The sequence below is a fragment of the Methylosarcina fibrata AML-C10 genome, from assembly GCF_000372865.1.
In the GTDB taxonomy this organism is placed as follows: domain Bacteria; phylum Pseudomonadota; class Gammaproteobacteria; order Methylococcales; family Methylomonadaceae; genus Methylosarcina; species Methylosarcina fibrata.
The window spans coordinates 91547-116393 of record NZ_KB889965.1 but is presented as its reverse complement, the minus strand read 5'-3'; the positions used below and the strand labels follow the sequence as shown (position 1 = coordinate 116393).

General features: G+C 51.1%; 21 protein-coding genes. 19 read left to right on the top strand and 2 right to left on the bottom strand.

Features of this window, described 5'->3' with window-relative positions:
* The first annotated feature begins 10 nt into the window (after nucleotides 1-10).
* The 14 genes from A3OW_RS0100550 (at nucleotide 11) to A3OW_RS0100480 (ending at nucleotide 16671) form a co-directional block, all read left to right on the top strand.
* Nucleotides 11-2545 (top strand): EAL domain-containing protein, encoded by a 2535-nt coding sequence (locus A3OW_RS0100550; protein ID WP_051091838.1) that lies wholly within the window; start codon nucleotides 11-13, stop codon nucleotides 2543-2545.
* 151 nt (nucleotides 2546-2696) lie between these two features.
* Nucleotides 2697-4361, top strand: a complete 1665-nt coding sequence (locus tag A3OW_RS0100545) for a glutamine--tRNA ligase/YqeY domain fusion protein (RefSeq protein ID WP_020561491.1) — start codon at nucleotides 2697-2699, stop codon at nucleotides 4359-4361.
* A 197-nt stretch (nucleotides 4362-4558) separates the two neighbouring features.
* Nucleotides 4559-5383 carry an ABC transporter permease gene (locus tag A3OW_RS0100540; protein WP_020561490.1) on the top strand — a complete coding sequence of 275 codons (825 nt, stop codon included), beginning with the start codon at nucleotides 4559-4561 and terminating at the stop codon, nucleotides 5381-5383.
* A gap of 20 nt (nucleotides 5384-5403) precedes the next feature.
* The gene (locus A3OW_RS0100535) at nucleotides 5404-6645 is read left to right on the top strand and encodes an ABC transporter ATP-binding protein (protein WP_020561489.1); all 1242 of its coding nucleotides are present in this window, start codon (nucleotides 5404-5406) and stop codon (nucleotides 6643-6645) included.
* Nucleotides 6646-6723: 78 nt separating this feature from the next.
* On the top strand, nucleotides 6724-7683 hold the full coding sequence (locus A3OW_RS0100530; RefSeq protein ID WP_026223221.1) for a polysaccharide pyruvyl transferase family protein: 960 nt from the start codon (nucleotides 6724-6726) through the stop codon (nucleotides 7681-7683).
* A 161-nt stretch (nucleotides 7684-7844) separates the two neighbouring features.
* A complete protein-coding gene (locus tag A3OW_RS0100525; RefSeq protein ID WP_020561487.1) occupies nucleotides 7845-8702 on the top strand; it encodes a class I SAM-dependent methyltransferase in 858 nt (285 codons plus the stop codon).
* Nucleotides 8699-9979, top strand: a complete 1281-nt coding sequence (locus tag A3OW_RS0100520) for a glycosyltransferase family 4 protein (RefSeq protein WP_020561486.1) — start codon at nucleotides 8699-8701, stop codon at nucleotides 9977-9979. The genes A3OW_RS0100525 and A3OW_RS0100520 overlap by 4 nt, the downstream gene beginning before the upstream one ends.
* A complete protein-coding gene (locus A3OW_RS0100515) occupies nucleotides 9976-10722 on the top strand; it encodes a glycosyltransferase (RefSeq protein ID WP_020561485.1) in 747 nt (248 codons plus the stop codon). Before A3OW_RS0100520 ends, A3OW_RS0100515 begins: the two co-directional genes overlap by 4 nt.
* A gap of 61 nt (nucleotides 10723-10783) precedes the next feature.
* On the top strand, nucleotides 10784-11650 hold the full coding sequence (locus tag A3OW_RS26150) for a class I SAM-dependent methyltransferase (RefSeq protein ID WP_020561484.1): 867 nt from the start codon (nucleotides 10784-10786) through the stop codon (nucleotides 11648-11650).
* A gap of 3 nt (nucleotides 11651-11653) precedes the next feature.
* Complete coding sequence (locus A3OW_RS0100505; protein ID WP_020561483.1) at nucleotides 11654-12898, top strand: glycosyltransferase family 4 protein; 1245 nt, start codon at nucleotides 11654-11656, stop codon at nucleotides 12896-12898.
* Between the two features lie 506 nt (nucleotides 12899-13404).
* Nucleotides 13405-14301, top strand: a complete 897-nt coding sequence (locus tag A3OW_RS26145) for a glycosyltransferase family 2 protein (RefSeq protein ID WP_083918106.1) — start codon at nucleotides 13405-13407, stop codon at nucleotides 14299-14301.
* Nucleotides 14298-14735, top strand: coding sequence for a cupin domain-containing protein (locus A3OW_RS0100490; RefSeq protein WP_020561480.1), 438 nt, complete (start codon nucleotides 14298-14300; stop codon nucleotides 14733-14735). Before A3OW_RS26145 ends, A3OW_RS0100490 begins: the two co-directional genes overlap by 4 nt.
* The gene (locus A3OW_RS0100485) at nucleotides 14732-15847 is read left to right on the top strand and encodes a DegT/DnrJ/EryC1/StrS family aminotransferase (RefSeq protein ID WP_020561479.1); all 1116 of its coding nucleotides are present in this window, start codon (nucleotides 14732-14734) and stop codon (nucleotides 15845-15847) included. The genes A3OW_RS0100490 and A3OW_RS0100485 overlap by 4 nt, the downstream gene beginning before the upstream one ends.
* A 53-nt stretch (nucleotides 15848-15900) precedes the next feature.
* Nucleotides 15901-16671, top strand: a complete 771-nt coding sequence (locus tag A3OW_RS0100480) for a class I SAM-dependent DNA methyltransferase (RefSeq protein WP_020561478.1) — start codon at nucleotides 15901-15903, stop codon at nucleotides 16669-16671.
* On the opposite strand, the gene A3OW_RS0100475 is transcribed toward A3OW_RS0100480, so the two are convergent.
* Nucleotides 16666-17853 (bottom strand): hypothetical protein, encoded by a 1188-nt coding sequence (locus tag A3OW_RS0100475; RefSeq protein WP_020561477.1) that lies wholly within the window; start codon nucleotides 17851-17853, stop codon nucleotides 16666-16668. The two genes, A3OW_RS0100480 and A3OW_RS0100475, sit on opposite strands and share 6 nt — an antisense overlap.
* Before the next feature lie 212 nt (nucleotides 17854-18065).
* Here A3OW_RS0100475 and A3OW_RS26140 point away from each other — a divergent pair, with 212 nt between their 5' ends.
* Together A3OW_RS26140 and A3OW_RS0100460 are read left to right on the top strand one after the other, a co-directional pair.
* Entirely contained in the window at nucleotides 18066-18947 is an 882-nt protein-coding gene (locus A3OW_RS26140) for a glycosyltransferase family 2 protein (protein WP_020561475.1), read from the top strand.
* A 62-nt stretch (nucleotides 18948-19009) separates the two neighbouring features.
* Complete coding sequence (locus A3OW_RS0100460; RefSeq protein WP_198291269.1) at nucleotides 19010-19939, top strand: glycosyltransferase family 4 protein; 930 nt, start codon at nucleotides 19010-19012, stop codon at nucleotides 19937-19939.
* Nucleotides 19940-20007: 68 nt separating this feature from the next.
* Here the strand turns inward: A3OW_RS0100460 and A3OW_RS0100455 are convergent, their stop codons facing one another.
* Nucleotides 20008-21225, bottom strand: coding sequence for a UbiH/UbiF/VisC/COQ6 family ubiquinone biosynthesis hydroxylase (locus A3OW_RS0100455; protein ID WP_020561473.1), 1218 nt, complete (start codon nucleotides 21223-21225; stop codon nucleotides 20008-20010).
* Nucleotides 21226-21490: 265 nt separating this feature from the next.
* Here A3OW_RS0100455 and A3OW_RS0100450 point away from each other — a divergent pair, with 265 nt between their 5' ends.
* The 3 genes from A3OW_RS0100450 to A3OW_RS0100440 all read left to right on the top strand — a co-directional run bounded on the left by A3OW_RS0100450 (nucleotide 21491) and on the right by A3OW_RS0100440 (nucleotide 24782).
* Complete coding sequence (locus tag A3OW_RS0100450) at nucleotides 21491-22165, top strand: response regulator (RefSeq protein ID WP_083918105.1); 675 nt, start codon at nucleotides 21491-21493, stop codon at nucleotides 22163-22165.
* Nucleotides 22166-22418: 253 nt separating this feature from the next.
* The gene (locus A3OW_RS23650) at nucleotides 22419-22751 is read left to right on the top strand and encodes a PilZ domain-containing protein (protein WP_020561471.1); all 333 of its coding nucleotides are present in this window, start codon (nucleotides 22419-22421) and stop codon (nucleotides 22749-22751) included.
* Nucleotides 22752-23249: 498 nt separating this feature from the next.
* Nucleotides 23250-24782 carry a glycosyltransferase family 4 protein gene (locus tag A3OW_RS0100440; RefSeq protein WP_456297479.1) on the top strand — a complete coding sequence of 511 codons (1533 nt, stop codon included), beginning with the start codon at nucleotides 23250-23252 and terminating at the stop codon, nucleotides 24780-24782.
* Nucleotides 24783-24847: the final 65 nt, after the last annotated feature.

Here is a 24847-nt window from a genome sequence, read left to right as displayed (position 1 = left end):
TAAACCCTCCATGTTTATAGATCCGCTCAAACTCCCCGAAAATGCCGATCAAACGAGCTCCGAGTCCGTAAAACCGGAGTCGCCGATCAAATTATTGATAGTGGATGATGAAGCGTCGGCCAGGGAGAGTTTGTGCGAGATCCTTAAACTGGCGGGCCATGACATTGTGACCGTAGACAGCGGAGCCGGCGCCATCAACTTATTGAAACAGCATCCGGTCCGGATTATCCTTCTGGACCTCAACATGCCGGACCTCAATGGGCATGAAGTCCTCAAATTTATCGAATCGAATCATCTCGCGACACAGGTCATCATTCTCAGCGGCGAAGCCACCTTTAATGCCGCCCGGCGCGCCCTGCGTTACAACTTCGTCTATGACTTCATTCAAAAGCCCTACGTGATCAGCCATCTGGTGCATTCGATTGAAAATCTACAAAAGATGATCAGGCTGGAGGAAAAAAACAGGGAAATCCAGTTGCAATTGAACCAGTCCGAGCAGATGCATCGTTTTTTTGTTGAAAATTCTCCGGACATTTTTTATCTGATTGATCAAAACGGAATATTTACCTTCCTAAACGAAGCGATTCACAAGATTTTAGGCTACGGTCCCGAGGAAATGTCGGGAACACATTATTCTTCCCTGGTATTCAAGGACGACTGGCAAAAAGCGGAATCGGTATTTAATGTTTGCAGCCCGAATATCAAACTCAACACCCCCATCGAGCTTAGACTTTGCAGCAAAATCGACGGCGAGCCGAAATACGTTGAAATCACCGCGATCGCCATTGCTCCGGATGCCTTTACTTTTCTCAGGCAGGAAAAGGCCGGCGCCAACGAACTGCCGAAAATTTTCGGCATCATCCGAAACATCAATGACCGGAAGCTGGCTCAAAACGACCTGTGCAAAATGCATCTGGCTCTGGACAACAGCCCGAATTTTATCTTCATCACCGACAAGACCGGAACCATTGAATACGCCAACCGGAAAGTCACCGAAACCACCGGATATTCCTACGGCGAAGTGATCGGCAAAAACCCCAGAATTTTCAGTTCCGGCGAAACCAACAACGACAATTATCAGGACTTATGGCGGACCGTCTCTTCCGGCCAGGTCTGGCGCGGGGTATTGAAGAACCAGAAAAAGTCCGGGGAAATCTATTGGGCGCGGGAGTCGATCGCTCCGTTGATCAATTCGGAAGGCGTCATCACCAGTTACGTCTCCATTCAGGAAGACGTCACCGAAGCACTGCTGATGACGGAAAAACTGTCCTATCATGCCACCCACGACTCCCTGACCCACCTGATCAACCGCCATGAATTCGACCGGCGCCTGGAACGGGTGATCACTCTGGCGCAACACAGCGATACCGAACACGCTCTGTGTTATATCGACCTCGACCAGTTCAAAGTGGTCAACGACACGTGCAGCCATACCGCCGGCGATGAACTGCTCCGGCAAATCAGCGCGCTCATCTGCCAGGTCATCCGCCGCAGCGACACGCTGGCCCGGCTCGGGGGAGACGAGTTCGCCATTCTGATGGAATATTGCCCGCTGGAACAGGCTGTCGCCGTGACCGAAAAAATCCATCGGATTGTGGAGCAATTTCAATTCTACTGGGAAGATAAAAGTTTTCGCATCGGCGTCAGCATCGGACTCGTGATCATCGATTTCAATAAGGGCGGCTCCGACATTCATTTAAAACAAGCCGACATGGCCTGTTTCATGGCCAAACAGGCCGGACGCAACCGGACGCACATTTATCGGGAAGACGACAAAGCCCTTGCCCAGCATCATGGCGAAATGAATTGGGTGGTCCGAATCAATAAGGCGCTGGAGGAAGACCTCTTTTGCCTTTATACTCAGGTCATTGTTGCGTTAAACGCCGAGGAAGGCGAGCATTGCGAAATTCTGATTCGCATGAAGGATCGAAACGGCTCGATCATTTCTCCCGACGCCTTCCTGTCGGCCGCCGAACGCTATCAACTGTCGACAAAAATCGACCGCTGGGTCATACGCAACGTCTTCCAGTTTTATGCCAAACACCCGGAGCGTCTGAAGAAGTTGTCCCTGTGCTCGATCAATCTTTCCGGCTCGAGCCTGAGCGATCCGCATCTATTCTCGTTCATCGAGTCGCAGTTTGATCAGACCGGCATGCCCTCGGAAAAAGTCTGTTTCGAAATCACCGAAACGGCGGCCATCGCCAATCTGTCGCAGGCCACCGAATTCATGAATCGGCTGAAGGAATACGGTTGTAAATTTTCTCTGGACGATTTCGGCAGCGGGCTCTCCTCGTTCGCATATCTGAAAAATCTGCCGGTCGATTATCTGAAAATCGACGGCTTTTTTGTCAAGGACATCGTGCACGATTCGATGGATCTGGCGATGGTCAAATCCATTAACGACATCGGCCACGTTCTGGGCAAAAAGACCATTGCCGAATTTGTCGAGAGCGAAGCCATTTTAGAGACATTAAACGAACTCAAGGTCGATTATGCCCAAGGTTACTACACCGGCAAACCGAAACCGATATGCGAACATTCCTGAGGAAAACCGCGAGTTCAAGATTGTTTAATCCCTTTAGATTCAAGTAGTATTGAATTGATCATATTGTTTGCCCATAATTATTCAATAATTTTTCATTCCGTCGCTGACCTTTGCATCCGGTTCAATCGAGGACTCAACACTTACGCCCCCCATGTCCATTAACGAAACCCAATCTCCGTCCAACTTCATTCGTCACATCATCAATCAGGATCTTAAGGAAAACAAAAACAACGGCAAGATAGTCACCCGTTTTCCTCCGGAGCCCAACGGCTATCTGCACATCGGACACGCCAAGTCGATCTGCCTGAATTTCGGCACTGCCGCCGAATACCAGGGCACCTGCAACCTGAGGTTCGACGACACCAATCCCGAAAAAGAAAGCGACGAATTCGTACAGTCCATCCAAAGAGACGTGCAATGGCTAGGTTTTCAGTGGCATGAACTGCATTATGCCTCCGACTATTTCGAACAGTTGTACGACTATGCGGTAGCGCTGATCAAGGACGGCAAGGCCTATGTCGACAGTCTGACTCCCGAGCAGATCCGGGCTTATCGCGGAACCTTGACTGAACCCGGCCGGGAAAGCCCTGACCGTAACCGTTCGATCGAAGAAAATCTGGCCTTGTTCCAGGGCATGCGCGACGGCTTGTATGCCGACGGCCAATACGTGCTCCGGGCAAAAATCGACATGGCCTCCCCCAATATCAACATGCGCGATCCGACGCTTTACCGCATTCGCCGCGTGCATCATCATCGTACCGGCAACGACTGGTGTTTGTATCCGATGTACGATTACACCCATTGCATTTCCGACGCGATCGAGGGCATCACGCACTCGCTGTGCACCCTGGAATTCGAAGACCACCGGCCGTTGTACGACTGGGTGCTGGACGAGCTGCATACGCCCTGCCATCCTCAACAGATCGAATTCGCGCGGTTGCAACTGGAATACACGATCGTCAGCAAGCGAAAGCTCAACCAACTGGTCACCGAAAAGCACGTGAGCGGCTGGGACGACCCCCGCATGCCGACCATCGCCGGTCTGCGCCGGGCGGGAGTCACTCCGGCGGCGATCCGGGATTTTTGCGAACGCATCGGCGTGACCAAGAAAGATTCGTGGATAGAAATGGGCGTTCTGGAAAACTGCATTCGCGAAGATCTGAACGAGAACGTTCCTCGCGCGATGGCGGTTCTGCAACCGTTACGCATCGTCATTACCAATTATCCCGAAGGCCAAACGGAGCATCTGGAGCTCGGCAATCATCCGCAACGCCCGGAATTCGGCAAACGCACGGTCCCGTTCACGCGCGAGATCCTGATCGAACGGGACGATTTTGCGGAAAATCCTCCGCCCAAATACAAGCGCCTGATTCCCGGCGGCGAAGTCCGCCTGCGAGGCGCCTACGTCATCCGCTGCGACGAGATCGTCAAGGATGAGAACGGCCATATCGCCGAGCTTCGCTGCACCTACGATCCGGCCACCCTGGGCAAGAATCCCGAAGGGCGCAAAGTCAAGGGCGTGATCCACTGGGTATCCGAACCCCATTCGCTGCTCGCGGAAGTGCGGCTGTACGACCGCCTGTTCACGGTGCCCAACCCCGATAACGAAGAAAACTTTCTGTCGGTGCTGAACCCGAACTCCCTGGAAGTCCTTACCGGATGCCGCGTCGAGGCCAGTCTGGCCGATGCCGGACCGGAAAGCCGTTACCAGTTCGAAAGAACCGGTTATTTCTGCCTGGACACCATCGATAGCGTGGGCGGCAGGCGGGTATTCAACCGCACCGTCACGCTCAGGGAAAACTGGGAAAAGGATTGAGGGCATTTTGCCCGGCCCGGGTGGTCAGCTTTACAAACTTGAACTAAACTTCGCCATACAGAGCGCGTCGAGCAGGATGTAGAGCATTGTCTTATCGTGTGTAAAGGCGAATTCATTCGTCTTCGATGCACATCCTGGGCGAATGAATTCGTCCCTACAATGCCTGGCCATCCAGAATTAAGTTTTATCGACACAGCATGCAGTCTCCACTCATCATCACGCCGGAAAAATCGATCCGCTTCTTGTTCAAGGAACTTTGGGAATACCGCGATTTGTTATTTTTCCTGGCCTGGCGCGACTTCAAAGTCCGTTACAAGCAGACCGTATTCGGAATGCTCTGGGCGGTGCTGCGCCCCTTGCTGACCATGATCGTCTTTACCGTCGTGTTCGGCCACCTGGCCAAACTGCCCAGCGAAGGCATCACCCCCTACCCCATCCTGGTCTTTGCAGGCATGCTGCCCTGGTATTTTTTCGCCGGCACGCTCGGCGAAAGCGCCAATGCCGTCGTGGGCAACGCCGCCATGATCAGTAAAGTGTATTTTCCCAGAATCATCGTTCCGACCGCTCCCGTTTTCGTCAACCTGATCGATTTTCTAATTTCCTTCGTTCTCCTGATCGGCCTGATGATCTGGTACCGGTTTCTGCCCAGCCCCTACTTCGTGCTGCTGCCGCTGTTCCTGTTGCAGGCCGGGATCACCGCGCTGGGCCTGGGTTTTCTCATTGCCGCGCTGAACGTTAAATACCGCGATTTCCGGATCGTGGTCCCCTTCCTTGTCCAGATGGGCTTGTACGTCTCGCCCATCGGTTACAGTAGCGGGGTCATTCCGGATCAATGGCGCCTTGTGTATGCGGCGAATCCGATGGTCGGCGTCATCGACGGCTTTCGATGGATGATCAACGGCGGCGAAACGCCGCTTTATCTGCCCGGCCTGTACTTGTCGGCCGGCGTTTCCGTACTTTTGTTCATGATCGGTTTAAGCTACTTCCTGAAATCCGAACGGCAATTCGCCGATACCATTTAAGCGGAACGAACGGAGCCGTCATGACGACCGCGATTAAAGTCGAAAACCTGGGTAAAAAATATCGGATCGGGCATAAAAACACAGCGCCCTACGCCACTCTTCGCGAAGCCATCGGCCAGAATGCGCTGTCCTTGATCAAGCGCCTCCGCCACCCTCGGCAATACCGGCATAAAACCGCCGAACTCGAAGCATTCTGGGCGCTGCGGGATATCAATTTCGAAATCGAACAGGGCGAACGAGTCGGCATCATCGGCCGCAACGGAGCCGGCAAATCCACTCTATTGAAAATCCTGAGCCGGATCACGGCTCCGACAACCGGGCAAGCGGTCATTCACGGCCGCGTGGCCAGTCTGCTCGAAGTCGGCACCGGATTTCACCCGGAATTGACCGGCCGGGAAAACATTTTCCTGAACGGCGCCATTCTGGGCATGAGAAAAGCCGAGATCAAAAGCAAGTTTGATGAAATCGTCGCTTTCGCCGAAGTCGAAAAATTTCTGGATACCCCGGTCAAACGCTATTCCAGCGGCATGTACGTCCGCCTCGCCTTCGCCGTCGCCGCGCATCTGGAGCCGGAAATATTGATCGTCGACGAGGTGTTGGCGGTGGGGGATGCGCAGTTTCAGAAGAAATGTTTGGGGAAGATGGAAGAAGCGGGAACGGAAGGGAGAACGGTTTTGTTTGTGAGTCACAATATGGCTGCTGTAAAAGCTTTGTGCGAAAGAGCGATATATTTGAATGAAGGAATGATTGTAATGGATGATAAAGTTAATAAAGTGATTCAGTATTATATGGAAGGAGATAACCTAGAGTCATATTTCTATCAATCACATAAATTTCCCGAGCATCCCCATATAACAAACATTTGCATTTCTCAAGAATTAGTGCCAAAAAGAATTTTTGAAATAGATAAGCCGATTAAAATTACCTTTGAATTGGATAGCCGAAATAATAATGATTTGGAAATTGGCATTACAATTTCAAATTCATGGGGAGTATGTGTGCATCATTCTTCAAGCGCATTTGCAAATGTGGATGATAATTTTAGCAATAGGCTCAAAAGAAATTGCATTATCCCTGCTTATGGATTAGCTCCAGGAAAATATTGGGTAAACTATTCACTATTTAAGAGAAACTATCAATTATATGAAAAGAAGGAAAAAATATTATCTATCGAAGTTATATTCACTGGCACACTTTCTGATAAAACTGCTGCATCTGACTGGAAAGGTACATGTGGTCCAGGATTACTCGTATGGGAGTAATAAAAGTGAAAGATAAAGGATAATTTAATTAAATAGCTAATTTCAAAGTACTGTTTCAGATCCCACTGTAAAAATATTATGAAAATTTGTATTCTTGATCCAGGGCTTGAAGATAACCAAGGAACAATTAGTTCAAATTTAGGGGATCTCATTATTCAAGAAGCCATAAAAAAAGAAATTAGAAAATTATTTTCAAACGATCAAATAATAAGTATTTCCACCCAATCCCCATTACAAGCCGAACAAATTGATATTATACGGGAATGTGATTATACCTTTGTTGGAGGAACAAACTTATTATCTTCTTACATGAATAAATATAAACAATGGAACATATCTATTAAAAAAACTTTTTACATCAAAAACTTAATACTTTTTGGGGTAGGCTGGTGGCAATATCAAAATTCTCCGAATTTATACACCAAACTACTTTTAAATCTATCTTTATCTCATAATCATATACACTCAGTCAGAGACAGCTACACATTAAGAAAACTTAAAAATCTTGGGTTTAAAAATGTTGTCAATACTGGCTGTCCAACTATGTGGCCACTGGCTGAAATTCAACCATCGCAATATTGTTGCGCCAAAGCATCCAATGTTTTGGTAATGTTAACGGATTATTACAAAAATATCGCCGCAGATAAGAAATTATTGGAAATACTATTCGCATGTTATGAGAAAGTATATTTTTGGCCTCAAGGACGCAAAGATGAGGATTATATTAAGGAATTAAATTATCCAGTTTCAATGCTAAGACATTCTCTAAACGCCTTTAATGAATTTTTACTGTCCGAAGAAGAATTTGACTACGTGGGCACTAGACTTCATGGAGGAATTCGATGCCTTACGATGAAAAAGAGAGTATTAATCCTTGCCGTTGATAATCGTTCCCATGAAATATCTCTAGATACGAACTTAAGTGTATATAAAAGAGATGATTTTGAGAGTATTGTCCGCTGGATATACCAACCTGTCGAACCACAATTAAATATCAATACTGATAATATCCACAAATGGAAGAGCCAGTTCGCTTAATACATACCCTTATACACAAATGTCGTCATACCCGCCGGGAAGCGGGTATCCAGAGCCATGGACGGCAAGCTCAATACGTCCCTGTAGTCTGGATTCCGGCAATCCCTGACCGGGGCAGGCTCTGCCGGAATGACAGAGTTGTGAATAAGGGCATGCGCTTAATGTCAGAATTTGATTATCTCAATCTCGGCTGCGGAACACGCTACCATCCTGCCTGGACGAACGTCGACTTTACTCCGGCCGATACCCATGTCATCGCCGCCGATGTGGCCAAAGGAATACCTTTTCCGGATCGGTCATTCGATGTCGTTTATCACTCTCATCTACTGGAACATCTGCCGAAACCGGCCGCTCGGGATTTTCTCAAGGAATGCTATCGCGTCTTGCGGCCCGAGGGAATCCTCCGCATTGCCGTGCCCGACCTCGAAGCCATCGTTCATCATTACCTGCTTGCGTTGGAACAGGCAAGAACCGGATCGAAGGAAGGAGCCAATAACTATGACTGGATACTGCTGGAAATGTATGACCAAGCGGTAAGAGATTGCTCCGGCGGCGAAATGGCTGCGTACCTTCGCAATAATGCCCTTGCAAACGAAAAGTTTATCGTTGCACGTTGCGGCATCGAAGCAAAACGGCTGATTGAAGCGGCTCGCCAGGAAAAAATCACGGACACCCTGCACACCATCAACCCCGAAAAGAAATCATGGCTAACCAAACTGTTCAGGCTGTTCTACGATGCCAGGCATAGACGAGAAATACTGCTCAAACTGATTCTAAAAAATACCGACTATGAAGCTCTTCAGCTTGGCCGATTTCGCCTTGGCGGTGAGGTACATCAATGGATGTACGACCGTTTTTCTCTCGGCAGACTTCTGATGGAGTGCGGCTTTGCCGGAATTGTTCCAAGAACCGCCACAGAGAGTTATGTATCCGATTGGTCCCGATTTAACCTCGACAGCAATCCGGACGGCAATGTCCATAAACCGGACTCTTTATTTATGGAAGCCGTCAGACCTTGAAGATCGTTCACGTCATTACCAACGACCTCGAGGGCGGCGCGGCGCGCGCCGCCTACCGATTGCATGGAGGCTTGCTGAAACTAGGCCATGAATCGTTAATGTTTGTGGCGCACAAGGCAAGCGATGACCCCACCGTCATTCAGTTTTCTCCTTCTTGTGATTTGGCTAGCCGGGCGGCAAGATTCCTGCCCAGGCGTCAAATCAAGCGAGATTTCGCAAAATACGCCGTCACCCGTCCGGAAGGCTTTGAATTGTTCAGCGACGACAGAAATTCCTTCGGCCGCCAGTCCGTCATACAATTGCCGGAAGCGGACATCGTCAATCTGCACTGGATTTCCGGTTTTATCGATTATCGGGCTTTTTTTTCATCGTTGCCCGAACGGATCCGGATTGTCTGGACCCTGCACGACATGAATCCATTTACCGGGGGCTGCCATTATGATATGGGCTGTGCGAAATACCTGGAAGGCTGCGGAGCTTGCCCCCAACTCGGATCGGAGCATTTAAACGATTTGTCCCGTCAGATATGGCAACGGAAGTATTCTTTATTCTCGTCCCTCGATCCCGCCAGCCTACATTTGATCGCGCTGAATCAATGGATGGCCAAAGAAGTACACAACAGCCCTCTTTTGAGCCGTTTTCCGGTTTCCGTTATTCCCAATGGCCTGGATGCTTCCGTTTTCAAACCGCGTAATAAAAAAACAGCCCGTGAATTTTTCGAAATCAAACCCGATGCCAAGGTTGTTCTATTTGTCGCGCATTCCACGAATATCAAACGGAAAGGCCTGGACATGCTAATGCAGGCTTTATCGGAATTACGCGATCTTCCGTCTTTAACGCTGCTTTCCGTCGGCCGGAACAAACCTCAGGTCGATTTCGGCATGGAACACCTTCATCTAGGTCTTATAGACAACGATCTGGTGCTCTCGCAGATTTACAATGCCGCCGATGTTTTCGTCATTCCGTCTTTTCAGGACAATCTTCCCAACACTTTAATGGAAGCGATGGCTTGCGGAACGCCTTCGGTCGGCTTCGATGCGGGCGGCATTCCCGATCTAATCAGACCAGGGAAAACCGGATTTCTAATAAAAAATTTCGATATCGAAGCGATGCGGAACGCGATCCGGGAACTTTTAATAAAGACCGAATTACGGGTTTCAATGAGCCAACAATGCCGGGATAGCGCCCTGAATGCATTCACTCAGGAATATCAGGCCGGCAATTATTCGAAGCTTTACGAATCGATTTTAATGCCTCTACGCACTACAGATGCATGAGAAATACTCTGGATATTATCACCGTTACCAAAGACGATCCGGAAGGCCTCGCTGCCAGCATTGCCAGTACGGCAAAATTGCGCAGCCTCGCCGGCGTCCGGCAGATCGTGATCGACAGCAGCAGTAAATCGATAGCGAATGAAATAAAGGCCCGGTTGTCCGTAGAGAACAATCTCGAATACGTCTGGCAGAACCCTTGCGGGATCGCCAGGGCCTTCAATCTGGGAATCGAGCGGTCGAACGCCGAATGGCTTTGGTTTCTCAACGGCCGGGATGAAGCCCATCCCAAACTGAATGCGGAATTACTGCTGCAAATTCTAAGCGCCAGCCAAGCCGGATTGATCGTATTCGAGCTGGAATGGATGCAGTCCGGCAACCGGCAGATTCATCCGCCGATTTGGGCTTTATGGCCGCCGATTTACGGCAACTGGGTTCCTCACCCGGCGACGCTAATCAGAAGCGGTCTGTTCGAGCAATACGGCGGGTTTAATCCGGACTACAAAATTGCGATGGATGGCGATTTGTGGTTTCGATTGTTCAGCAAGCATATTACGGTCGATATGTTGTCCATTCCGATCGTTCTTTATGATGAAACCGGCATTTCCAGCATCGCAGCCGTCGAAACGGGAAAAGAGGCAAAAAAGTTAATTCTGGACAATCTGGGCATGATGGTCGGCATGTGGCTTTCCAGGGGCCTTCATCTTGCCAGAGCCTTAAGACACTATATTTTGCTGACCCGATAGGCGGATTGATTTTTTCATTTTGAAATGCACGGACAATTGTTCGAATTTCCAGGATTGCGCCATGTCTTTTAACAACGACGAACTGATCAATTTCAACATCCGGGCGCACGACGAAATTGCTGCGGTATACGACGAGCGCCACGCCGAAATCTTCAATCCGACAGAACAGCAGCGTCTTAACCGCACTATTAAGGAAGCTTATCGAATGCGTCGGACCTCGACCACACCGGAAAATACGGTAATCCTGGACTTCGGTTCGGGAACCGGAAACCTGACGCGTCATCTGCTTGAGCTTGGCGCAGCTTCGGTCATGGCCGCGGATGTTTCTCCCAAATCGCTGGCAGTCCTGAAAGAAAAATTCGGTAGTCGGCAGGATCTTAGCATCTTGGTCCTCAACGGCTCCGATCTGAAAGAAATGGCGAGCGACAGTATCGATATGATCGTCACTTACTCGGTACTGCACCATGTTCCGGATTATTTGAGAATCGTCGAAGAATTCGTTCGAGTCGTCAAACCCGGCGGAATCATTTACATCGATCATGAAGTGGACGAAACTTACTGGGAATACAATGCCGACTATATGGAGTATCTTAAAGAATTGGGCGATAAATTTTATAACGATCATGCAGCGGAACTGGGCTTGAAGCGCAAGGCAGGACTTAGACAGCGTCTCAGGGCTTTCTTGAAAAAATTGCAATCCCGACCCGACCCGGAAAAATCACTCTTGGTAGGCGACGGCGACATTCATGTTTATCGGCACGACCATATCGAGTGGAACCGGATCAGAGCCCTATTGGAAAAGACTTGTATCGTGGAGATAAGCAATACTTATCTGGTTTGCCGGGAAACCGCAGATCCGCCGCCCGCATGGAAAAAATGGCACGAGCGCTGCTTTGATATGCGCTTGCTTATTGCAAGAAAAAAATAAGCGATGCGGCCGAAAATCGCCATTATCTCCTCTTCCACTCCGCCCTTGCTGACGGGCGGCATTTCTTCCGCTCACTGGAATTTATATCTCGCTCTGAAGCAGGCAGGTTTTTGCGTTAAAATCTTCACATACAACGATAACGGCTGCACGGGGCAAATGGAGGGGGACGTGGTCCGGCACGGCGCGTCCAGGCTCTGGTTGCGGCTGAACGGCATCATCAACCGATTGTATCTGGCCTTTCTGCAAGCTTGGTTCGGACCTTCGGGCCAAAGCTATCAATTCATTTATGTGCTCGCCTCGATGGAAGGGGCATTAAGAATCAACCGCTCGTTGAAAACTTTTCAGCCGAACCTCTTGTTCCTTCCAGACAACGGTTCGCCCGGTTTTTTTATCCGTCCGCCCGAAGGCTGCAAAACGATCTTCATTTCGCACCATAATTATCTTCGCTTTCAGGAAAATCCGATCCTGGGCCATTTTTCCTCGTTCGACGCCAGACTGGCGATGTTTTTCGAGCAGAAAACCATGCCGCGGATTGATGCGGTTGTCTGTCCGTCCCGTTATATGAAAGAAACTTTTTTGCGGACTCATCAATATGACGGAGAGGTTAAGGTCATTCCGAACCTCGTGAACCGCGATTTCATCGCTTCCATTCCTCCCGCCAACCTGCATCGGATATTGGAGATGCCGGAAGATGCGCCGATCGTTTATATCCCGTCAGCCGGCACCGGCATCAAAGGCTCGCGTTATGTGTTTGAAATCATCCGCCGTTTGTCGGCTTCAACTCGAATCGTCGGCTTTTACCTGACCGGCGCTTTTTCCGACCCCATACTGCTCGGCGAACTCGAACACATCCCCGAAAATGCCAGGCTGCATTGCCCCGGCCATACCGACTATGCCGGTAATATCGCTAAAATCAAATCCTGTTCATTCTGTATTTCGCCGACCGTTCTTGAAAGCTTCGGCATGGCCATTCTGGAAGCGAACTTTTGCGGAATTCCGGTGGTCGCCTTCAATGTCGGCGGCAATGCCGACATCGTCGCCGACGGTTCGAACGGCTATCTCGTCCCGTTTCTGGATATGGAAACCTTGATTTCGCGATCGACCTCGCTGATGGACAAACAGGAAAACGAACGATTGAAAAGCAGCACATGGGAATTCGTCAATCAACGATTTGCGACGGAAAGCCTTGCCGGCCAATACATCGAGCTGATCAATGAGTCGATCAATACGAATGAGGACAAAGCCTGACAGAATCGGGCATTGTTTTTTCCTCTTCACTATTCACTAAGCTTATGGCTACCTGAAACGTAAAAATGCCGCCGGATTAAAATCGGCAGCCTTTATCGTAAAATTATTAGTCTTCGGCCGGTTTATTGGTCTACTTTATAAAGAATAAAGGTAACTATTCAGCGGTATTCGTAGGAGCGACGCCAGTCGCGATTTGGGCGGTGATTATCGCGACTGGCGTCGCTCCTACAGTTGGTTTTCCTTACTTTGAAACCACTTATAAACAAGCCAGTGATTTCCGCTGAATAGTTACGAATAAAGAAACGAGCTTCGGCCTAACGAGTTGAAGCCGCAATGATTCCGGAACTGCGAAGGCAGTTTCCTTGGCCGGGTTGGCGGTATCGTTATAAAATGAATTTTTATACGCCAGCAGGCCCAAAGCCTGATCCATCCATAAGCCTATGAACATTAAAATGACGCAGGCAGCGCATGCCCAGTCTTGACATCACCTTCGCATCAAAACGCCCATGACGTCTCCCATGATTTCGGTGGTTATTCCGACTTATAACCGCGAGCAAACGATCGGTTACTGCCTGCAATCCGTGATTGCGCAGACCTATACCGACTTCGAAGTCGTGGTGGTGGACGACGGCTCCAGGGACGGTACGGCAAAAAAAGTTCTGGAATTCGACGATCCTCGCCTCCGCCTGCTCCGCCACGATTCGTCGAAAGGCGCGCAGGCGGCCAGAAACACCGGTATCCGTACTGCGCTCGGCCGATGGATCGCTTTTTTGGACAGCGACGATACCTGGCATCCTCACAAACTGGCCGAACAGACGGCCGCCCTGGCTTCTCGCGGCTGGGATGAAGGAATCGTCGTACACGGCGGCATGACGCGCTATTATCCTCGGACAAATTCGACCGAATCCTGGGATTTGCCTATAGTTTCCGGAACGTCCTGCCACGCTAAGCTGTTGCAGTCACCCGGCCCTTTGTTTCAAACCCTTCTGGTATCCAAAAAGGCGTTGCATGCCATCGGCTATCTGGACGAAAGAGTGCCTTCCTATCAGGAATGGGATACCGCCATTCGTCTGGCGGAAATCTGCGAATTCATCCACATCAAAGAACCGTTGGCGGTTTACTGGCTGCACGAAGGCGATACCATTTCGAAAAACCTGCGGCGCGACGTGGAAGGTTACCGCTACATCATAGAAAAACACCGAGCGGCGATGGAAGAAATTTTAGGTAAAAAAGCCTGGCTTCGGCATTGCGCCGTTCTGATCAACCGCTGCGCCAAATTCGGTTTCTTCGATGATGCCCGCCAATTGCTTCGGCAAATGCCGGCATTCAGTTACTGGCGTTTGGTCGCCGGTTTGTTATTCTTGAGAGCATTTCTAACCTACCCTGCCCGTCGTCCCGCATGATTGAACGAATTTTAAATGCCGGCAAGGAGCTGGCCCTGATCATACGCCGCTCTTTCGAAAAGGACGGCATCGAATTCTTTACGCCGGGCTCCTATTCGCAACAGATCGGCTACATGAAGCGGGCCAAAGGTTACGCCATCCCTCCGCACGTGCACAATCCCGTGGTGCGGGAAGTGCAGTACACCAAGGAAGTCCTGTTCATCAAGTCGGGCCGAGTCCGCGTGGACTTCTACAGCGATGAACAGGAGTACCTGGAAAGCACCGTGCTGGCGGCCGGCGATGTGATTCTGCTGGCGTTCGGCGGTCATGGCTTCGAAATGCTCGAAGAATCCGAAATCATTGAAGTGAAACAGGGGCCCTATGCCGGAGAAAGCGACAAGACCCGGTTTGATGCCGTTCCCGAAGACCGGATCGTGCTGAGGAAGAGCCCGTGATTCCCGTCAACCAGCCGCTCCTGGACGGCAACGAAAAAAAGTATTTGCTGGAATGCATCGATACCGGCTGGATCTCGTCCGAAGGACCGTTCGTCGAGCGCTTCGAACAAGCTTTTGCGCGGCGGGTCGGCCGCCGCCATGCGGTCGCCGCCGCCAACGGTACGGCGGCTCTGGATATTGCGGTGGAAGCCTTGGCAATCGGCCCCGGCGATGAAGTCATTCTGCCGACCTTCACGATTATTTCGTGCATTCACCAGATTGTCCGGGCAGGAGCGACGCCGGTCCTGGTTGACAGCGATCCTTTGAGCTGGAACATGGACGTCGAGCAGGTCGCCGCAAAGATTACGCCGCGCACCAAGGCCATCATGGCGGTGCATATTTACGGCCTGCCGGTGGACATGGATCCTTTACTGGCTCTCGCCGACCGGCACGGCCTGAAATTGATCGAAGACGCTTCCCAAATGCTCGGCCAAACCTATAAAGACAAACCCTGCGGCAGCTTCGGCGATATCAGCACCTTCAGCTTTTATCCTAATAAACACATTACCACCGGCGAAGGCGGCATGATGGCCACCGACGACGAGGAACTCGCCGAGCGGGCGCGCAGTTTGAGAAACCTCTGTTTCCAGCCGGGCAAGCGCTTTGTCCACGAACATCTCGGCTGGAATTACCGCATGACCAATCTCCAGGCCGCGCTCGGGCTGGCGCAGCTGGAGCGTCTCGATGAGTTCGTGGCCAGAAAACGCTTCATCGGCCGGCGCTATCATGAACTCCTGCAGGATGTGCCCGGCGTGCAATTACCGTTAACAAGAACGGAATTCGCCGAAAATATCTACTGGGTGTTCGGCCTGGTCCTGGATAAAACCCTAGGGATCGATGCTGCATCGGCCATGCAAAGGCTGTCGCTCAACGGCGTGGGAACCCGCCCGTTCTTCTGGCCCATGCACCGGCAGCCGGTATTGCTGAATAAGGGCTGGTTCGAGCAAGAAAGTTATCCGGTTGCGGAAAACCTGGCCGAACAAGGCTTTTATCTTCCGAGCGGTCTGGCTTTGAGCGAAAATCAGATCGGACAGGTGGCCGATCAGGTAAAAAGTATTCTGCACAACCGATAGAAGGCCGGAATCGAGATCTTATCCCCCGAAAACAGCTTATACGGATTTGTCATATGAGTGCTTTTGACGGCTATGCCGACTATTACGAGCTATTTTATAAAGAAAAAGACTATGCCTCGGAAGCCGGCTATGCCCTGTCGCACCTTCGGTGTCATGGATCTCGCGGCACGAACCTATTGGAACTCGGCTGCGGCACCGGCAGCCACGCCGAGCACTTCGCCAGACTGGGACACGCAGTGCATGGCGTGGATTTAAGCCCGAACATGCTGAAGGCAGCCGAATCGAAAAAAACCGTCATGTCCCAGGAACTTCGCGCCAGGTTAAATTTCACGCAGGGCGACATCCGCACCATCCGGCTGGAAAAACGCTTCGATGCCGTGGTGTCGCTGTTTCATGTCTTCAGTTACCAGACGACGAATGACGACCTTTCCGCTGCCGTCGCTACCGCCGCCGCCCATCTGGCCGACGGCGGCATACTGCTGTTTGATTTCTGGTACGGGCCTGCGGTCATCCGGCAATTGCCCGAAGTCCGGGTACAGCGCTTCGAAGATAAAGACGTCCGCCTTACGCGGATTGCCGAACCCGTAGTTCATGTCGACAAGAACATCGTCGACGTCAACTACGAACTGCTGATCGAACGCAAACCCGATGGAAAGCTGGAAACCATCAGGGAAACCCACTCGATGCGGTATTTATTCATCCCCGAGATCGAACTGCTGTTGGCCCGGCACGGCATGGAACTGATCGGCAGCCATGCCTGGATGAAAACCACCGCGCCGGGCTTCGACAGTTGGAATGCCTGTGCCGTCGCCCGGCGTTCATAACGCCTTATTTTCTTTCAGGCAATTCAGGATCTTGTCTTCATGCAGCTTAAAATCCAGGGTTTCCCTGAAATACCGTTTGGCATTTTCGCGGTAGCTCGGCCGGTCGACTTCATCAAGCCGGCTTCCGATCCGGTCGGCATCCTCGACCGCCAGGCCAAAACGATGTTTTTGGGCTTCCTCCGCGTAAAGCCCTATCTCGTTGACGATAACCGGTATGCCGTAGCGTAAATAGGTGCTGATTTTTCCGGAAGCCAGCCCAAGGTATTGAATGTTCTTTCCGGACGATGGACAGTCCCAAACGGGCCGATAAAAAGCCAGTCCCACTGAAACGCCGGCAAGAATGTTGCCCAGATCGTCCACCATCAGGCTGGCCTCGTCGCTGATATAAATCTTGTTGTTCAGATAGGGTTCTATGGCTGGCAGAATGTCCTGTAACCGCCTGGAAGTTTTGCCGTAACGGTCATGCACGATCAATACCCAATCCTCCGGCCAGGAAGTCGCGCTTTTGATAATATCGGCGGCCATGGACCAGGCGGTAATGGAGCCCAACGTAATCGCGACTTTTTTTTCATTGGGAATGCCGAGCCGGTCTCTCAGCCTCGACGAAGACGCTTCGGCGTGGCCGACCGACGCCAGAGGCAGCACGATTTTTTTAACAGGATCCAGTTTGTTTTCTTCGACCAGAAGACGGGCGCGCACCTCATCCTGAACCAGCCAGGCGGCAGCATCCCTGGACGCTTTGATTTCCGGAGCTTTGAAACGCCTGGAGGTTTCATCGCCGAACTGAATTTCGAAAGATAAAAAAACATAGGGGATTTTCTTCATCCGGTGAAGCAGTCCGGCCTGTATCAATCCTTCCCGGTCGACGCCCAGGACCAGCCGGTAATTCCCGTACAGCAATAAGTCGTCCAAGGCGACTACCAGCCCGATCAATGGAATAAAGCAAAGATTTTCCAGAATGACGGCGCGGATGAATTTATGGAATTTTCCGTACGGCAACAACTTCACGCCGTCGTAACCGGCAGGCATCGGCGCGTCGGAAACCCCATAGCGTAGATCGACCGGAATCCCCAGGCTGACGAACAAGTCGATCAGACTCTTGAGGGTGGGATTGTTGAACGAGTTTCCTTCCGGGTGAATAATAAGTATTCCGGATTGGGTTCGGCTTTTGTCGGGACGCAAACGATAAGGACTCTTGATCGGAATTGAAACTATACTGTTACGAACCGGAACTTAATGGAATTTCTAAAAGCATTCGCTTCGGGTCGATTTAAACATCTTTTGATGACTGCTTTTTTCCGGCAAAAAATTCGGTTTCATAATCAATTTGCGCCGACTTTAAGAATTTTGCCGTTCAGCCTAACGGAATCATAGTACAAAAACCGGATACCCGAATGAGTTTACGATCGAAAACGCCGCCGAGAATCGCCCTGTTTTCCGGACACGACACCGGCAGCGGGCCATCACTCCTGCAACCCGTGCCTCTCGGCAGTTCAGGCGAACAGAAAACTTTTAAAGCCGACCGTCCTGTCATTTCGATCATTACCGTCGTGTATAACGGAGCCGCATCCATCGAACAGACGATCCTGAGCGTCATCGGGCAAACCTATCGTCCCATCGAATTCATCCTCATTGACGGCGGGTCATCCGACGGCACTGTGGAAATTATTCGCCGTCATCGGCAGGCGATCAACTACTGGGTCAGTGAACCGGATCAAGGGATTGCCGATGCCATGAATAAAGGGCTCAGCCGCGCCACGGGCGATTATGTCCTTTTCATTCACGCGGACGATTTTCTGTCCGAAAGCACCAGCCTGGAAAAAGCCGCCGAGTTTCTTGATGGCCAGGATATCGTTCTGTTTGACATTTTCTACGGACATTCCAGAAAACGCCTGTCTCCCCGCGGCTTTAATTTCTGGATGAATTTTAAAACCGGCGTCTATCATCAAGGCACTCTCTGCAAGCGCGATGTTTTCGAGCGCATCGGCGGCTTCGATACCGGTTTCAAGATAGCCATGGATTTTGATTTTTTTCTTAGAGCCTATCGATACGGCCTCCATGCCCACTCTCATCCTTTAGCGATTACCGTCATGGGCGATACCGGCGTCAGCGCCCGTAAAGACTGGCCCAGTCTGTTGAAGCGCCTGGACGAAGAAAGAACAGCGCACATAAAGAATTGCCGTTCTTTCGCCATGTCAACCGTTTATCGGATGTACTGGCTACTGTACATGTGGTATAGGCGCGCCCGGCAAATTTTGTCTACCTCCCGATCATGATTATCAGTCCGGTAGCAACAGGCAATGGGGCTTATGTTTTGCACAAAAGTCTCGAAAAAAAATTGCTTGATTATCAAGTGGTGCCTTATCACCCTTATAGAACGCTTTGCCCGCCTTCGTTAGTTTCCGTCGGCCGTTTCAAGCCGGCCCGACTCATCCACACGCCGGCCGATTACGGGCTCTTTCACCTAAGAAATCAAGTTCCGTTGGTGACCACGTTTCACGGCTATATGCTGGATGACGATCTGCAAGCCTATGGCAGTTTTTTTCAGAATCTGCATAGGCGAACCGATCTGTACTGGTTCACGAAGGCGGCCGGCGCCGTATCGACCGGCATCACTGCGGTCAGCCGCTTCATTGCCGATCTCGCCGGGCGGGAACTCAACATTGAAAAGGACATTCGGGTCATTTATAACGGCGTGGACGAGACTTTATTTACCCCGCCCTCCGATAGAAAAAATCGATCGGGCGTCGTGAGAGTGCTGTTCAGCGGCAATTTAAAATCAGGCAAAGGAGCTCAATGGTTATTACCGATAGCCGAAAAACTCAACCGCAACATTCTTATCCAATATACTTCCGGCTTATTGCCTCGAACGAAACTGCCTTCTCATCCGCGCCTTGAATGCCTGGGGTCGGTGCCCCATAGCGACATGCCGGAACTTTATCGGCAAGCCGATCTTCTGCTGTTTCCGACCGTCAGGGAAGGCTTCGGTCTGGCAGTCGCCGAAGCCATGGCCTGTGGCCTGCCGGTCGTCGCCTCGGACTGCTCCTCGCTTCCGGAATTGATCGATCAGGACAAAGGCGGCTTTTTATGTCCGGTAGGACATATTGACTCATTTGTTTCCGGCATTCATCGGCTGGCTGAAGACAGCCGGCTACGAGAGGAAATGGGGCTCTATAACCGCATCAAAATAGAACAAGCGTTTCGCCTGCACACGATGGCCATGGCCTATCAGCGTTATTTTGAAGAAATTCTGGATACCCAGGACTAAGGTTTGATTAGAACGTTTCCTATCGCTTGCCGGAGGCCGGACACGCGAGCCGAAAAGGCTCTAATAAATCAAACGATCGGCTTGCCCCGGGCCAGCTTGGGCAGATTGCCTTCCAGCCCCATGGCGGCACGCATGACTTTAGTCTTGGCCGGAATGATCCGCTCGGCCAAACCCAAGCCTAGATTCCGGATAAATTTGAGCGGCAGCAGACGATTGCTGAACACCCGATAAAAAGCGTCCATCACCGTCATCATTTTCAGGTTTTCGTTTTTACGCACGGCTTCGTAACGCTTCAAAACCGACAAGTCCCGGATATCGTGCCCTTTTCCATGCGCCTCGATCAGCACTTCGGCCAGAGCCGCCGCATCCAGCAAGCCGATATTCACCCCCTGCCCCGCCAGAGGATTGATCATGTGCGCCGCATCGCCGACCAGAACGACGCCGGTTTTGACATAATCCTGAGCATGCTGACGTTTCAACGGAAAACTGGCCCGGCCCAGGACCTTGTTGACTTTTCCGAGACAATCGGGAAAAGCGGCTACCAGTTCCTTTAATAACGCCTCGTCGGATAAAGCCTTAAGACGTCTGATTTCATCCGGAGAGTGGTACCAGACGATCGAGCCGTAAGGTCCGGTCAACGGCAAGAAAGCCTGAGGACCGGTCGGCACAAAGCGTTGCCAGGTAATATCCTGCTGACCGTAAGCCGTTTCAATGTAAATCACCAGAGCATGTTGTTTGTAATCCCAACTGGTCACGCCCAGGCCCACCGTTTGCCTGACCCTCGACTGACCGCCGTCGGCCGCGACCAGAACTTTGGCCGACAACAGGCGCCCATCGGCCAGTTCCAGATCGGTCGGCCGATCGGGCCGGTAATCGATGGTTTTAACGGGAACTTGAAAGATTCTCTCGACATTGGCGAAATCCTGTAACCGTTCGAGCAAGGCCAGTTGAGTGACTCGATTTTCGACAATATAACCCAACGCCGGCTGGCCGATATCGTCGCTGCAAAACTCCGTGTCTCCCGCCGTTTCCCAAACCCGCATCCGCCGAAACGGGCACGACCGTCGAGTTTCGACGCCTTGCCAAGCGCCTACGGTGTCCAGAATGGTCTTCGATGCGATACTGAGCGCCGACACCCTCAAATCGTGCGGCTGATCCTCGGAAAAAGGTTCCGGCGGCGAACTCTCGATTAGAGCTACCTTTAACGAACTGCCGCCCAGGCTGCAAGCTACCGCCGCCCCGACCATGCCCCCGCCTACGATGACGACATCAAACATTTCTTTCATATGATTCAATTCTATACACCACTGGCCATAAAACAGCTTTTTTACCGGTACTCAATACAAAATACGCCGGACAAACTATACTCTCATTAAACCATGAAGCGCTTGAAAAGTAATTCATTTATTACCTCTCAGGAAAGAACTTCCTGCCAGTGGAATATGGACATTTGCCCCCTAATTAATTAATATAGGCCAAAAATCTTACAGTATTAGCTGGTCATTGGCTGCTGTTTAACTTCATTCATAATCATATCATTTCTAAAAACTTATGAAAGAAAACGGCCCAATCCGGGTACTATTAGCTGAAGATCACGAATTGATCCGGACAGGAATTGGCGCGTTATTTCAAACCGATGCCGACCTGGAGTTGGTCGAACAAGCCGACAATTTTGCCGATGCCCTTCGTCTAGCCAGGCAGGCCACTCCCGATTTAATCCTGCTGAACATGATCCTGAAGGACGGCGAAACCACCCCGCGTATTCCCGAACTTCAATCGGCCAGTCCGGCTTCCAAAATCCTGATATTGACCGCCTGCGAAAGCCGCGACAAGCATCTGTTGGCCTTGCGCATCGGCGCCATGGGGATTTTTACGAAAAATCAGCCGAATTCCATGCTGCTGAAAGCCATTCGCAGCGTCTGTTCCGGCGAAGTATGGCTTAACCGGTCGCTTGCCGCCGAAATGCTGCGAGACTTTAACCGTCCCTCCCCGGCAAACGAGCCCGACAACAAACCCAAAACCAATTTACTGACTCCTCGCGAACTCTCCATCGCCCGTCTGGCAGCCAAAGGCTGGGGCGCTAAAAAAATTTCAGGACAGCTTTTTATCAGCGAAAAAACGGTGAGAAATCAATTGGTCATCATATACAGCAAATTGGGCGTTTCCAGTCACGTCGAACTGGTGGTGCGCGCGTCCCACTTCGGCTTGTTATCCCCCGACCTGTAGCAAGACATGGACAGTCCCCTCTGCCTGCCCTTCTCCTGCCTTTTCTGTGTTTTCTTCAATCTATTATTAGCAATTATTTGCTGTAAACAATCGGTAAGTGGCATTTCGGAGCTCCCCTATCGACAAGGCGTTTTGTCCCATCCTATCGGATTGCGGATAAATGATTCAGTGATTTATCGTGATAATTGACTCATGACTGCACGCATGAAATTTGCCACAATAGCCGGAAACTCACCCTAAATCATGCCCAAATATGACAGATTCCAATCATAGTGATGTTGAGCGTAGGGCCGAGAAGCGCCTGAAGGGAATTTTCCCAGTCAGAGTAAGAGGCATTACTGCTTCCGGTCAACTTTTTGAAATGCATACTCTGGCCGACAATATCAGCGAAGGCGGATTATATCTCCAGCTTCCTTATGCACTGCACGTCGGCATGAGTTTATTTGCCTTGGTCCGTCTGCCTGGCGGAGCCAGTCTCGCCGCTCGAGGCCGGATAGTTCGGGAAGAGGCCAAGCAAATGGGACTTAGCGGTATCGCAGTCAGCTTTTCTCACCGTCGCCTGATTCCAATCATATCGACCGATTAGCCGACTGAAAAACTGTATCACCCTCTCTCACCTCTTAAAGACTTGATACAGACGATCTCGCCGGCGCCGCTAATTCAGCGTTCATCCTAGACCAATAGGACAAATATCCCAATTAATCCGCATCCACACGGGATATTTTTCTTTGAAATGTCGGGACATTCGCTAGATGTAGGCCGTAAAAAATTTCTATAAATTGATAATCAACATAAGTTTCAACTTCACTTAAAACCGAAAACTTTTAAGAACAATATTCTTTGCTCAGCCATTTTGAGGACTAACTAAATAAATCAGTTGACAAATCCTTGATAAATCCGATAGCTTTATTGAGTGAAAGCCTCAAATAGCAAGAAAAATGCCGAACTCGAATAAACAAAATAACAAAAACAGACGGATCGATTACATTTTTTAAATTAAAGCGATTTTGCAGCAGGGTGATTTATTGAATAAGGATAATAAAGGGCAGTTCCAGATTAACGTAAACAATTGAAATTAATTGATATGGGTTATGCCCGGATTCTTCCAGATGAACAAACTGTATCTTTGATCAAATCAAACCAAGGAGAGTTTAAAATGTCTATTCGTTCAACAGATTGCCATGCGGGTCGAAAGCTCACGATTGTGATGGTTGCCGCCTGTCCGTTTCCCGCCAATCACGGCTCCCCGGCGTCGATCCGGGAAATGTCGGAAGCCCTGGTGCGGCAGGGCCATACGGTGCACATTCTGACCTATCCGATCCGGCAGGACATTCCGGTCGAAGGCGTTTCCATTCACCGGGTGCGGGCGCCGTTTTTAAAGTCCAACGAAATCAAGGTGGGGCCGGCCTGGGAAAAATTCATCTACGACCCGCTGATGGTGCTGAAACTGGTGGGGCTGATCCGGAAACACAAGGTCGACGTGATCCACGCCCACAACTACGAAGGCGCNCTGATCGGCTGGCTGGGCAAGCTGTTGACCGGCCGGCCGATGCTGTACAACGCGGTCAACAGCATGGCCGACGAGTTGCCCACCTACAACTTCATCAAGCCGCGGGCACTGGCGGTGTTTCTGGGCAAGCTGCTGGACGTGCTGGTGCCGAGAACCGGCGACTATGTGACCATGGTGTCGGACAGCCTGAAGGAATTCCTGCTGGACAAAGGGGTGGCGGCGGCGCGCCTGAAGGTGGTGCCGGCCGGGGTCAATCTGGACATGTTCGCGCACGGCAACGGCGCCAAAGTGCGGGCCAAGCACGGCATCGGCAGCAAGCCTCTGGTCATGTACACCGGCACTCTGGATCAGTTTCAGCGGCTGGATTATCTGCTGAAAGCGATGCAGCGCACGCTGCAGGAATGCCCGGACGCGATGCTGATGATCGCCTGCAACATCCTGCACAAAGGCCATCAGCAGGAGTATCTGGCGCTGGCGCAGGAACTGGGCATCGAGAAACGGCTGGTGTTCGCCTATCCGGTGGCGCTGGAGGATCTGCCGGACTATCTGGCGGCCGCGGACGTGACCGTGGTGCCGCGGCCCGAGTGTCCCGGCCATCCGGTCAAGCTGTTGAATTACATGGCGGCGGGCAAGGCCATCGTCAGTTTCGAGGGCGGCGGCAAAGGGCTGCACCACATGTTCAACGCCTATCTGGCGCCGGACCACGATCACGACAGTCTCGGCGCCGGCATCGCCTTTTTGTTGCAGCGCAAGGATCTGCGGGACATCCTGGGCGCCCAGGCCAAAATCACCCTGCAGGGCAATTTCGACTGGAACACCCTGGCCAAGGGCATCGAGATCATCTACCACATCATGCTCGAAGAAAAAGGCGCGGCGGGACGCGAGCAGGAGCTGGCGCGCTATCTGCGCAGCACCTATGAAATCCAGTACGTGGACCGGCGCCATAGCGATCAGAAGGTCAAGGACAGCGGCCGCAGCGGCGGCGACCGCCGCAAGGTGCAAAAACGGATCGATTTCCTCGAGCAAAGAAAAGTGGCTTTCTCCAATTCCGAACCGCTGCAAAAAGTCACCCAAAAACCCGACAAATCCAAGGAAGAAGCTGCTTAGAAGGTGGCCTGTAATTGGCGAAGTGCTGCAAAAGGAGTCTTGACGCTTATCGGAAAGATGAGGAG